The organism is Promicromonospora sp. NPDC090134, assembly GCF_044746965.1.
Classification (GTDB): Bacteria; Actinomycetota; Actinomycetes; order Actinomycetales; family Cellulomonadaceae; genus Promicromonospora.
In genome coordinates, this window is record NZ_JBIVCZ010000005.1 from 159179 (window position 1) to 171109 (window position 11931).

The 11931-nt window shown below is 72.1% G+C and carries 12 protein-coding genes; 7 read left to right on the forward strand and 5 right to left on the reverse strand.

Annotated features, from left to right (window positions below; translation table 11 throughout):
* Nucleotides 1–41 precede the first annotated feature (41 nt).
* Nucleotides 42–845 (forward strand): thymidylate synthase, encoded by an 804-nt coding sequence (locus ACIPN7_RS15415; RefSeq protein WP_400543645.1) that lies wholly within the window; start codon nt 42–44, stop codon nt 843–845.
* Nucleotides 845–1357 (forward strand): dihydrofolate reductase, encoded by a 513-nt coding sequence (locus ACIPN7_RS15420; protein ID WP_400543648.1) that lies wholly within the window; start codon nt 845–847, stop codon nt 1355–1357. The genes ACIPN7_RS15415 and ACIPN7_RS15420 overlap by 1 nt, the downstream gene beginning before the upstream one ends.
* Here ACIPN7_RS15420 and ACIPN7_RS15425 read toward each other — a convergent pair.
* The 3 genes from ACIPN7_RS15425 to xylA form a co-directional block, all read right to left on the reverse strand.
* Nucleotides 1342–2784, reverse strand: coding sequence for a serine hydrolase domain-containing protein (locus ACIPN7_RS15425; protein ID WP_400543651.1), 1443 nt, complete (start codon nt 2782–2784; stop codon nt 1342–1344). The two genes, ACIPN7_RS15420 and ACIPN7_RS15425, sit on opposite strands and share 16 nt — an antisense overlap.
* A 7-nt stretch (nt 2785–2791) precedes the next feature.
* Nucleotides 2792–4279, reverse strand: coding sequence for a xylulokinase (gene xylB / locus ACIPN7_RS15430; RefSeq protein WP_400543654.1), 1488 nt, complete (start codon nt 4277–4279; stop codon nt 2792–2794).
* 168 nt (nt 4280–4447) lie between these two features.
* Nucleotides 4448–5602: a xylose isomerase gene (gene xylA / locus ACIPN7_RS15435; protein WP_132235710.1), complete on the reverse strand. Its 1155-nt coding sequence runs from the start codon at nt 5600–5602 to the stop codon at nt 4448–4450.
* A gap of 90 nt (nt 5603–5692) precedes the next feature.
* Here xylA and ACIPN7_RS15440 point away from each other — a divergent pair, with 90 nt between their 5' ends.
* Nucleotides 5693–6931: an ROK family protein gene (locus ACIPN7_RS15440; RefSeq protein ID WP_400543657.1), complete on the forward strand. Its 1239-nt coding sequence runs from the start codon at nt 5693–5695 to the stop codon at nt 6929–6931.
* A gap of 29 nt (nt 6932–6960) precedes the next feature.
* Here the strand turns inward: ACIPN7_RS15440 and ACIPN7_RS15445 are convergent, their stop codons facing one another.
* Nucleotides 6961–7728, reverse strand: coding sequence for a GntR family transcriptional regulator (locus ACIPN7_RS15445; protein ID WP_400543660.1), 768 nt, complete (start codon nt 7726–7728; stop codon nt 6961–6963).
* 247 nt (nt 7729–7975) lie between these two features.
* On the opposite strand from ACIPN7_RS15445, the gene ACIPN7_RS15450 reads away from it, so the two are divergent.
* The 4 genes from ACIPN7_RS15450 to ehuA are packed head-to-tail and all read left to right on the forward strand — an operon-like array spanning nt 7976 to nt 11058.
* Nucleotides 7976–8905, forward strand: coding sequence for a transporter substrate-binding domain-containing protein (locus ACIPN7_RS15450; protein ID WP_400543663.1), 930 nt, complete (start codon nt 7976–7978; stop codon nt 8903–8905).
* Between the two features lie 8 nt (nt 8906–8913).
* On the forward strand, nt 8914–9648 hold the full coding sequence (gene ehuC / locus ACIPN7_RS15455; RefSeq protein WP_400543666.1) for an ectoine/hydroxyectoine ABC transporter permease subunit EhuC: 735 nt from the start codon (nt 8914–8916) through the stop codon (nt 9646–9648).
* Nucleotides 9645–10286: an ectoine/hydroxyectoine ABC transporter permease subunit EhuD gene (ehuD, locus tag ACIPN7_RS15460; RefSeq protein ID WP_400543669.1), complete on the forward strand. Its 642-nt coding sequence runs from the start codon at nt 9645–9647 to the stop codon at nt 10284–10286. Before ehuC ends, ehuD begins: the two co-directional genes overlap by 4 nt.
* The gene (gene ehuA / locus ACIPN7_RS15465; RefSeq protein ID WP_400543672.1) at nt 10279–11058 is read left to right on the forward strand and encodes an ectoine/hydroxyectoine ABC transporter ATP-binding protein EhuA; all 780 of its coding nucleotides are present in this window, start codon (nt 10279–10281) and stop codon (nt 11056–11058) included. Before ehuD ends, ehuA begins: the two co-directional genes overlap by 8 nt.
* Nucleotides 11059–11126: 68 nt before the next feature.
* On the opposite strand, the gene ACIPN7_RS15470 is transcribed toward ehuA, so the two are convergent.
* A complete protein-coding gene (locus tag ACIPN7_RS15470; RefSeq protein ID WP_400543675.1) occupies nt 11127–11888 on the reverse strand; it encodes an SDR family NAD(P)-dependent oxidoreductase in 762 nt (253 codons plus the stop codon).
* Nucleotides 11889–11931: the final 43 nt, after the last annotated feature.

An 11931-nucleotide genomic window follows, 5' to 3' on the forward strand; every position in this document is an offset into this window, starting at 1 on the left:
TCTCCGGGGCTCGCCCGGAGAGCGGACGTAGGCTTGCCCCCATGACCGAGATCGACACCCCGTACGAGGACCTGCTCCGTGACGTGCTCGCCACCGGGACCCGCAAGGGCGACCGGACCGGCACGGGCACCCGCAGCGTGTTCGGGCGGCAGATCCGGTACGACCTGGCGCAGGGGTTCCCGCTGATCACCACCAAGCGCGTGCACCTCAAGTCGGTCGTGTACGAGCTGCTGTGGTTCCTGCGCGGCGACTCCAACGTGCGCTGGCTGCAGGAGCGCGGCGTGAAGATCTGGGACGACTGGGCCGACGAGTCCGGCGAGCTGGGTCCGGTGTACGGCGTCCAGTGGCGCTCGTGGCCCACGCCCGACGGCGGGCACGTGGACCAGATCGCCAAGGTCGTCGAGCAGATCCGCACCAACCCGGACTCGCGGCGGCACATCGTCACGGCGTGGAACCCGGCCGAGGTGGACGACATGGCACTGCCGCCGTGCCACGCCCTGTTCCAGTTCTACGTGGCCGACGGCAAGCTGAGCTGTCAGCTCTACCAGCGCTCGGCGGACCTGTTCCTGGGGGTGCCGTTCAACATCGCCTCGTACGCGCTGCTCACGCACATGGTCGCGGCGCAGACCGGGCTCGACGTCGGCGAGTTCGTGTGGACCGGCGGCGACGTGCACATCTACGACAACCACGTCGAGCAGGTCGAGACGCAGCTCGCGCGCGACCCGTACCCGTACCCGTCGCTGCGGCTGGCCCCGCGCGACTCGATCTTCGACTACGAGTTCGAGGACGTCGAGGTGCTCGGTTACGTGTCGCACCCCACCATCAAGGCCCCGATCGCCGTCTGATGATCGGGCTCATCTGGGGGCAGGCGCGCGACGCCGCAGGCCGGCCCGTCATCGGCGCGGGCGGCGACATCCCGTGGCACGTGCCGGAGGACTTCGCGCACTTCAAGCGGACCACGGCGGGGCACCCCGTGGTGATGGGCCGGCTCACCTGGGAGTCGCTGCCCAGGCGCCCGCTGCCGGGCCGGACCAACATCGTGGTCTCGTCGCGCGGCCCCCACGGGGTGCCGGACGCCGCCGACGGCGTGGTGGCAGCCGGCACGCTGGGCGAGGCGCTCACGGTCGCCGCCGACGCCCCCGGCGGGGACGAGATCTGGGTGATGGGCGGGTCGCAGGTCTACCACGAGGCGATGCCCGTCGCCGACGTCCTGGAGGTCAGCGAGATCAACACGGAGGTCGAGGGCGACGTGTTCGCCCCGGAGATCGGCCCCGAGTGGGCGGTCGCCTCGTCGACCGAGTGGACGACGTCGTCCTCGGGCCTGCGGTTCCGGCACCTGACCTACGTGCGACGGTAGCCGGCGTGGAAGCCCCACTCGTCGTCGGCGGACTCGCCGAACACCTGTGACCGGACGGCCAGGGAGCCGTCCGCGGCCCAGGCGAACCGGGCCCGCCAGGTCGTGAGGTCGTCGCCCAGGAGCGCGCAGCGCACGTCCAGCGTGTTGGCGTCGGTCCAGCCGGCGGTGACCACGGCGGGCCGTCCGGTGACGACGGTCTGGACCGGGCCGTCGTACCGCAGCTCCAGGTCCCAGCCGCCCGCACCACCCCCGGCGCTGCGCACCCGGCCGCCCGAACCGTCCAGCGACAGGATCAGCTCCGCCGGACCCGGCCCGTCGGCGACCTTCGCATAGCTCCCGCTTGCGGGCCGGGCGTGCGCCGGGTCGTGCCGCGGCGCGGGCCAGGTGAGGTGGACGGTGGTGCCGCTCACCCCTGCCGCGTCATGCACCGCCGGCACGCCCTGGCTCGTGGCACGGGCGTCGAGCCGGTCGACGAGCGGATCCACCAGCAGGTCGAGCACGTCGTCGACGAGACGGTCCCCGCCCGTGCACGCCTGGGTGTCGGCGGTGACCACCACGGCGAGCCCGCGGACGGGGTCGCCGTACACGATCTGGCCGCCCATGCCCAGCAGCAGCCAGCTGCCCCGCCGGGGCAGCCAGAGCTGGTACCCGTACCCGTTGCGCAGTGCCGCGGCCTCGGTCTGCAGGCTGGTGTCGGCCTGGCGGCTCGTGGCGGAGCGCAGGTAGTCGGCCGGCAGCAGCCGGACTCCGTCGTGCACGCCGTCGTCGAGCAGGAGGTGGGCCAGCCGCAGCAGGTCGCGCGGGGTGCAGATCAGGCCCGAACCGCCGTGGCCGATGCCCTCCGGGCCCGTGAGGAACCGCAGGCCAGGACTCATGCCCAGCGGGTCGAGCAGCCGGGGCCGCAGGTAGTCCGTCAGCGACGTGCCCGCCAGGCGCTCGACGAGCGCGGCCAGCACGTAGGAGCCGCTCGTGTCGTAGGTGAAGACGGTGCCCGGCGGATGCGTCGGCGGCACCCGGAAATAGCTCTCCAGCCAGACGTCCGCGCCGAGCTGGTACGTGGTGGCCCGGTGGGGGCCGCGCATGGCCAGCACGTTCCGGACGGTCGTGGCCGCGAGCCACGGATGCACCGGCGCCAGCTCGGTGAAGTGGTCCGCGACCGGGTCGTCGAGGCTCAGTGCGCCGTCGTCGGCGAGCATGCCGATCGCCAGGCTCGTGAACGTCTTGGACACCGAGTACATGCGCTGCGGCGTGTCCAGGTCGAGCGGGCCGCTGACCGCGTGCGCGACGGTCTCGCCGCGCACGCTCACCTGGACCGTGTGCAGCGCCACGTCGAGCGCGCCCGCGCGGCGGGCGAGCCCGGCGATCAGGTCGTCGGCCACGACGTGCGGCACGGCCTCGGTCGACCCGGCTCGCCCCTCGCGCGTCATCTCCGGCTCAGACCAGGTCGCGGACTGCCGCGTACTGCTCGCGCACCACCGGTTTCGGGTCGGCCGCGAGCGTGGTCGCGATCGTCGTCGACCAGGCCGGCGGGGCCACGTCGGCGGCCCCGCCCGGAGCGGCCGCCGCCAGGGTCCACGCGGCCTGGCGGGCGGCGCCGTCGGCCACGTACTCGCCGGGCTCGGGGATGCCGATGGGCAGCCCGAAGACCTGCGGGGCGATCTGCTGCACGGCGGGGGACTGGGCCGCCCCGCCGATCAGCATCACGCGCTCCACGGAGACGCCCTGCGCCCGCAGCGCGTCGAGGCCGTCCGCGAGCCCGCAGAGCATGCCCTCGATGTAGGCGCGGGCCAGGTGGGAGCGGGTCGACGTCGCGAGGCGGATGCCGTGCAGCGTGCCGGTCGCGTCGGGCCGGTTGGGTGTGCGCTCACCCTCCAGGTACGGCACGAGCACGAGGCCGTCGGAGCCGGGCGGGGCCTGGAGCGCGAGCTCGGCCAGCTCGTCGAAGTCGACGTCAAGAACCTCGCGGGCGGCGTCGAGCACCCGCGCCGCGTTGAGCGTGACGGCGAGCATCAGGGCGTTGCCCGTCGCGTCGGCAAAGCCGTTGATCGCGCCGGAACCGTCGGCGGTGCGCTTCGGCGCGACGGCGGAGACGACGCCCGACGTGCCGATCGAGATGGCGATGTCGCCCGGCGTCATGCCGAGCCCGAGGGACGCGCCGGCGTTGTCGCCCGCGCCGGGCCCGATCAGGGCCCCGCCGTCGACCGCCGAGCCCGCGACGTCCGGGTGCGCCACGGCGCCGGCCTCGGCCGCGCCCACGACGCGCGGCAGCACCACGTCGGTGCGGCCCAGGGCACGTTCCAGCAGGTCGGGGCGGTACTCGCCGACGGCGGCGTCGTAGTACCCGGTGCCCGAGGCGTCCGAGCGGTCCGTGAACAGCTTGTCGAGCTGCGGCCCCAGGGGCGCCGTCGGGTCGCCCGCGGGGCCGTAGCCCGCGATGCGCCAGGACAGCCAGTCGTGGGGGAGCGCCACCGCGGCGACGCGCGCCGCGTTCTCCGGCTCGTTGTCGTGCAGCCAGCGCAGCTTGGTGACGGTGAGGGAGGCGACGAGCACCGAGCCGCTCGCGTCGGCCCAGGCCTGGGCGCCCGCCGCGCGGTCGCCGTCGCCCAGCTCGGTGATCAGGGCCTCGGCCGACGGCGCGGAGCGGTTGTCGTTCCACAGCAGCGCCGGCCGGACGACGTTGCCGTCGGCATCGAGCGTGACCATGCCGTGCTGCTGGCCGCCCACGGAGAGTGCCGCGACGTCGGCCAGGCCGCCCGCGGCGGCCGCCGCCTCCTGGAAGGCGTCCCACCAGTGCCGGGGGTCCACCTCCGTGCCGTCGGGGTGCTTGGCGGAACCGGTCCGGACCAGCGCACCGGTCTCGGCGTCGCGCACGACGATCTTGCAGGACTGCGTGGACGTGTCCACACCGGCGACGAGGGGCATCGGTGCTCCAGGAGATGGTTCGTAGGGAGAGGCGACTGACACGCTACAGCGTCGGTCCGACGTCGCGGCCACTCCCCTTCGAGGCCCGGGTTTCTTCGCTTTGAGATGGCTCAAAGCGAAGAAACCCGGGCCTCAAAGGGGAGGCAGCAGCACGTGACCGGGCCAGGTTCAGCCGATCAGGTGGTTCAGGGCGAGCTGGTGCAGGCGGACCAGGCCGTAGTCCCGCTCGGCCAGGGCGTCGACGTCGGGGTCGGCCTCGGCGAGGAAGGAGTCGAACGACTCGCCCTCGGCCAGCGTCGACTGGCCGAGCTCGAAGATCCCGGCGTGCTCGAAGGCGGCCTGGACCTCGGGGTCCTCGCGGTACTGCTTCGCCTTGGCGGCCAGCAGGTCGTACGTCTTCATGTTGGCCGCGGCCGACTCCCACACGCCGTCGAGGTACTCGGTGCGCGAGGGCTTGTAGTCGAAGTGGCGCGGGCCCTCGTAGCGCGGGCCGCCGTTCGGGAAGCCGTTCTCCAGCAGGTCCACCGTGAAGAACGCGGAGAGCAGGTCGCCGTGACCGAACACGAGGTCCTGGTCGTACTTGGGGCCGTGCTGACCGTTCAGGTCGATGTGGAACAGCTTGCCGACGTGCAGCGCCAGGGCGATGCCGTGCGTGTAGTTCAGGCCGGCCATCTGCTCGTGGCCCACCTCGGGGTTGAGGCCCACGATGTCGGCGTTGTCGAGCGAGTCGATCAGCGCGATGGCGTGGCCGATCGTCGGCAGGAAGATGTCGCCGCGCGGCTCGTTGGGCTTGGGCTCCAGCGCGATCTTGAGCCCGTAGCCCTTCTCCTTGATGTACGAGGCGACGGTGTCGATGCCCTCGGCGTAGCGCGCGTGCGCCGCGTTGAGGTCCTTCGAGTTGTCGTACTCGGTGCCCTCGCGGCCACCCCACATGACGAACGTGGACGCGCCCATGTCGGCGGCCAGGTCGACGTTGCGCAGCACCTTGCGCAGGCCGAAGCGGCGCACGTCGCGGTTGTTGGAGGTGAACGCGCCGTCCTTGAAGACGGGGTGCGTGAACGTGTTGGTGGTGACCATCTCGCAGACCAGGCCGGTGTCGGCGGAGGCCTTCTTGACGGAGTCGATGTGCTTCTGGCGCTCGGCGTCGTCCGAGCCGAAGGGGTAGACGTCGTTGTCGTGGAACGTGAAGCCCCAGGCACCGAGGTCGGCGAGCTTGCGGACCGACTCGGCCGGGTCCAGCTCGGGGCGGGTCGCCGTACCGAAGGGGTCGGCGGCGGGCCAGCCGACGGTCCACAGGCCGAACGAGTACTTGATGTCGCTCACGGGGTCTCCTCGTCGAGGGCGGCCCCGGCATGCGGCGCCGCATTTGTTGTACGGATGAACTATTACGCGGGGCTCGGCTACAGTCAAGGCGTGACCACCGCCGGGACCGCACACGAGACCATGACGCGGACGGGCCCCGCCGCGGCCCGCCAGCACTCCCTGCGCGAGCACAACCTGGAGCTCGTCGCCCGCGCCGTGTTCGAGGTGCCGGAACCACTCTCACGCGCGGGAGTGGCCGCCGCGACCGGTCTGGCCCGCGCCACGGTGTCCACGCTGGTGGACCAGCTCGTGGCCGCCCGGCTCGTGCGCGAGCTGCCCGCCGTGACCGGCGGCCGGGCCGGGCGGCCCGCCGTCCCGCTGGTCCCGGCGCCGCGGTCCGTCGTGGGCCTCGGGCTCGAGGTGAACGTCGACTACCTCGGCGCGCGTGTGCTCGATCTCACCGGGGACGTCGTGGTCGACCGCGTGGTCCCCGGCGCGCTCCACGACAGCGACCCCGCCGTGGTGCTGCGGCGGCTCGGCGAGCTCGCCCGCGAGGTGTCCGACGGCGTCGCCGCCGCCGGCATGACGGTCGCGGGCGCGCGGCTCGCCCTGCCCGGCCTGGTGGACCCGCGCACCGGCCTGCTGGAGGTCGCGCCGAACCTGGGCTGGTCCTCGCTCGACCCCGTCCCGCTCCTCGGCCTCGGCGAGCTGCCCGTCCGCATCGCCAACGAGGCCAAGCTGGCGGCGCTCGCGGAGCTCGCCGGCGGCTCCGACGTCGCGGCCCCGGACTCGTTCATCTTCGTCTCGGGCGACGTCGGCATCGGCGCCGCCATCGTCGTCGACCGGGCGCTCTTCCTGGGGGAGCGGGGCTGGAACGGCGAGATCGGGCACGTCGTCGTCGACCCCGCCGGGCCGCGCTGCTCCTGTGGCGCCTTCGGCTGCCTGGAGCAGTACGCCGGCAAGGAGGCGATGATGCGCGCGGCGGGCCTGCCGCCGGACGCGACGCTCGCGGCGCTCGTCGCCCTGCTCACCGAGCGGGACGCCGCCGCGCCCGCCGGGGGCGCTGGAGCAGGCGCCGCCGCCCTGCCCGCCGGCCGGGCCCTCGGTTCGGCGCTCGCGGACTTCGTGAACCTGCTCGATGTCGCCACCATCGTGCTGGGTGGCGCCTACACCGAGCTCCTGCCGTGGCTCCGTGCCGACGTCGAGGCCGTGCTCGCCGACCGCGTCCTCGCGGCGCCGTTCGTCGACCTCGAGGTGCGGGCGGCGCAGGCAGGCCCGCAGGCCGCGCTCACGGGCGGCGCGCGCGAGGTGCTGCGAGCGGTGCTCGCGGACCCGGCGGCCTGGGTCTGACGTGGGTCTGTCGCCCGTCTGACCAGCGGTTACATCTCGTCGGGGGCGTCGATCGGGCCGAGCGTGATCGCCGGCGCGTCGGCGGGCTCCTCCAGCGTCTCGACGGGCTCCTCCTCGCGGCCCAGCAGCCGGGCGACGGCGCCGTCGAGCATGTCGGTGATCACCGTGACCAGGCCGTCCTCGTCGCGCGCCTCCAGGCGCTCGACGATCACCGCGTGCGCGTCGGCGGTGTCCTTGCGCACCACGTACTCGTCGCTCACGGAGAACGTGGCCATCCGCACCTCGACGATGAGCGTGGTCATCCAGCGGGTGAGCCACGGGTTGCCCGTCGCGGCGACGAGCGCCCAGTGCAGGTTCAGGTCGGCGCCGCCGACACGGCGGGCGTCGCCCGTCCGGTTCGCGTCCACGAGCTCGTCGTGGGCCCGGCGCACGGTCGCCAGCGCGGCGTCGTTCCCCGACCGGACGAGCAGGCGGGCCGCGGTGATCTCCACCGACTTGCGCGCCTCGTAGAGAGCCGGGAGCCGCTCCCGGGAGATGGTCGCCACGCGCATGCCGCGCCCCGGGGTCGCGACCAGCAGCCCCTCCTGGACCAGGCGCTGGGCGGCCTCCCGCAGCGGGCCGCGGCTCACGCCGAGCTGGGTCGCGACCTCGACCTCCCGGATCGGCGAGCCGACGGCGAGCACGCCCGCGTACACCGCGTTGCGCAGCTCGGTCTGGATCAGGTCGACGGTCGAGGGACGCGTCACACGCGAGAAGGACGGCGCGGTCGCCAGGGTGGCCCGTGGCGGGTGGGACATCAGTGCTCCTTCCGTGAGCGCAACGTCGATGACGTCGATGACGACCATCATCGCCGGTGCGCGGACATCTGTGTGGCCACGGCGGTAGCAGGGGTGGCGCCGGCCGGGTGAACTTGCAGATTGTAGACAATCCTAATGTCGAACGCTAGATTGTCTGAACGTCGCCATCCCGCTACGGTGGCGAGTCGTCCGTGAACTCCAGCCCACCCGGCCTTTGCCTTGTGTGCCGGGTGGCGTGAAGGGAACCATGTCTAGATCAAGCGTCCGCCCGCTCCGCCGGGCCGTCCTCGCCGCAGGGTCCGTACTCACCCTGGTCGCGCTGGGCGCGTGCACGTCGACAGCCCCGGAGGATGCCGGTGGCGCCCTGCAGCAGCTCCAGGACGACGGCGCCATCACCGTCGCGTTCAACGGCGAGGAGCCCTACTCCTACGAGGACGGCGGCGAGCTGACCGGAGCCACCATCAAGCTGAACGAGGCGATCTTCGGCGAGCTCGGCATCGACACCGTCGAGGGCGTGCAGACCGAGTGGAACTCGCTCATCCCCGGCCTGACCGCGGGCCGGTACGACGCCGTGAGCGCGGGGATGTCGATCCTCCCCGAGCGCTGCTCGGAGGCCATCTTCTCCGAGCCCGAGATCATGTACACGACCGCGTTCCTGACGCCGACCGGCAACCCCGACAACCTGACGGACATGCAGTCCGCGAAGGACGCCGGCGTGAAGCTCGCCGTGCTCAGCGGCGCCATCGAGGAGGGCTACACCGAGTCCCTCGGGATCGAGACCGTCAAGGTCGGCTCGCCGCAGGACGCGCTCGACGCCGTCACCTCGGGCCGCGCCGACGCGTCGGCGCTGACCGCCATCTCGCTCAACGCGCTGGTGGCCCGCTCGAACGCCGACGTCGAGGTCACCGACTCCTTCGTCGCCGTGATCGACGGCGTGCCCCAGATCGGCGCCGGTGCGACCGTCTTCCCGAAGGGGGAGGAGGACCTCCGCGACGCCTACAACGAGAAGCTCGCCGAGATCGTCTCCGACGAGGACCGCTGGATGGAGATCGCAGGCCCGTTCGGCTTCACCGCCGCCGAGCGTCCCGTCGAGGGCCTGACCGCCGAGAAGCTCTGTGAGGGCGACCTCGAGTCGCTGGCCAAGGACCTGGCCCCGGAGCTCGGCCTGGACGGCTGACCCGGCACGTGTCCGACAACATGCAAGTACTCGTCGATCTGCTGCCGCAGCTCGGCGAAGGGATTCTCGTCACTCTCGAGCTCACGATCGCCGGTGCGGCACTCGCGCTGATCATCGCGTTCATCCTCGGGCTGGGCTCCCGGGCCCGGACCAGGTGGGCGCGGGTGCCGTCCCGGGTGGTCGTGGAGTTCTTCCGCGGCACCTCGCTCGTGGTGCAGATCTTCTGGCTGTACTACGTGCTGCCGCTCCCGCCCTTCTACGTCGAGCTCGACCCGCTGGCCTGCGGCATCCTCGCGCTCGGCCTCAACTACGGCGCCTACGCCGCCGAGGTGGTGCGCGGCTCGATCAACTCCGTGCCCACCGGTCAGTGGGAAGCGGCCACGGCCCTCGACCTGGGTGGCGTGCACCGCCTGCGCCGCGTGATCCTGCCGCAGGCCTGGCCCCTGATGATGCCCATGTTCACCAACCTGCTGATCCAGCTCGTGAAGGGTTCGGCCCTGGCGGCCTACATCACGCTGCACGACCTCAACTTCTTCATCGGGGAGCTGCGCAAGGGCACGACGGACACGGTGTTCGCCTACACGGTGGGCCTGCTGCTCTACTTCGTGTTCGCCTACGCACTCACGCTGATCATGAACGCGCTCGAGGCGCGGGCCAAGAACAAGGTCGGTCAGGGACCGTCGCTGCGCGAGATCCTGCGCGTGACGCCTGTGCGCACGGCCGGAGCGGAGGTGCGGTCATGAACGACTTCTGGAGCTGGGACCACGCCGCCGCGGTGTTCCCCGACCTGATCAAGGGCCTGGGCATCACCGTCCTGGCGACCGTGGTCGGCATGATCATCGCCGCGATCCTGGGGCTCGTCGTCGCCGTCGTGCGCCGGTCCCACGTCCGCGCCGTCACCATGCCGGTGGGCTTCCTGGTCGAGTTCATCCGGTCCACGCCGCTGCTGGTGCAGCTGGTGTTCGCCAACCTGATGTTCACGCAGTTCCCGTCGCTCGCCGTCGGCTGCGTGGTGCTCGGCATCCACTACGCCACGTACATGTCGGAGGTCTACCGGGCCGGCATCGACGCGGTGCCGGGTGGTCAGTGGGAGGCGGCGGTCGCGCTCGACCTGCCGAGGAGCCGCACCTGGCGCGCGGTGATCCTGCCGCAGGCGATCCGGAACACGCTCCCCGGCCTGGGGAACTACGCGATCTCGATGTTCAAGGAGACGCCGTTCCTGGCCTTCATCTACGTGGTCGAGATGTACGCCGCCGCCCAGGCCTACGGCGGCGCGAACTTCCGCTACATCGAGGCGATCACGCTCGCCGGCCTGCTCTTCCTGCTGGTGAGCTACCCGACCTCGCTGCTCGTCCGCCGAATGGAGAACCGCCTTGCCTGACAACGACCTCACCCCTGCCATCGAGTTCCAGGGCGTCGGCAAGCGCTTCGGGGACAACGTGGTGCTCGACGGCCTGGACTTCACCGTCGCCAAGGGCGACCGCGTCACGCTGATCGGGCCGTCGGGCTCCGGCAAGACCACCATCCTGCGCCTTCTCATGACACTGGAGGAGGCGAACGACGGCCTGATCCTCGTGGACGGGCAGCCGTACACGCACGAGATCCGTGGCGGCAGGCGCGTCGCGATCTCGGAGAAGCGGCGCAGCCTCGTGCGGCGTCGTGTCGGGATGGTGTTCCAGCAGTTCAACCTGTTCCCCAACATGTCGGTGCTGGAGAACATCATCGAGGCGCCCGTCCACGTGCTCGGCATCTCCAGGGCCCAGGCGGTCGCCCGGGCCGAGGACCTGCTGGAGAAGGTGGGGCTCGCCGACAAGCGGGACGCGCGCTGCACCCAGCTCTCCGGCGGGCAGCAGCAGCGGGTCGCCATCGCACGAGCCCTGGCCATGGAGCCGGAGATCCTGCTCCTGGACGAGGTGACCTCCGCGCTGGACCCGGAGCTCGTGGCCGACGTGCTCGGCGTGCTCCGGAACATCGCCGAGACCACGGACATCACCATGCTGATCGTCACGCACGAGATGCAGTTCGCCCGGGAGGTCTCCAACAGGGTGCTGATGTTCGACGGCGGCAGGATCATCGAGGAGGCCGACCCGGAGTCGATCTTCACGTCCCCGGAGCACGAGCGGACCCAGGAGTTCCTCCGCGCGGTCCTCTGACCGGCCCTCACCACGGCGCGCCCGTCCCTTCCGGACGGGCGCGCCGTGTGCGTGCCGGGCCGGTCAGGTCACCAGGCCAGGGGGCCTGCCTGGTCGACGAAGGTCCCGCTCGCGCCGTCCGGTCCCAGCAGGGCCATGCGTGCCACGACCGGTGCTGCTTCCTCGGCCGACGTCGGAGCGGCCGCCCGGTTGTCCGGACCGCCCAGATCGGTCTGGACCCAGCCCGGGCAGACCGAGTTCACCAGGATCGGCGTGCCCGCGAGCGACTTCGACAGGGCCACGGTCAGCGCGTTGAGCGCGGCCTTCGAGCCCTGGTAGGCGGGCAGGACCAGGCCGAAGTACGGCGACCGCGGGTCGAGCTGCTCGGTCAGCGAGCCCATCGCGGTCGAGACGTTCACGATGCGGCCGGCCGACGACCGGCGCAGCAGGGGCAGCATCGCCTGGGTCACCGCGACCGCTCCGAACAGGTTGGTCTCGAACGTCGAGCGGAACACGTCCAGATCCAGCGGGTGCTTCAGGTCAGGCGTGGTCGCCTCCGGCAGGATGCCCGCGTTGTTGACCAGGATGTCCAGGCGGCCGTACTCGCGCTCGATCTGTGCCGCGGCGGCTGCCGCCTGGGCGTGGTCGGTCACGTCGAGCGTCACCGGCCGGGCGGCCAGCCCTGCCTCGCGCAGGGACGCCGCGGCGCCCGCCGCCCGGGCGGCGTCGCGCCCGCCGACCAGTACGGTCGCGCCGGCCTCTCCCAGCTGCCGCGCCACGGAGTGGCCGAGTCCTCTGTTCGCTCCGGTGACCAGGGCGACCGGTGCGCTGTTGTCGTACGTGTTCGTCATGGTTCAAGCCTCGGGGGCCGGACGCCGTGATGCTGGCGGGATC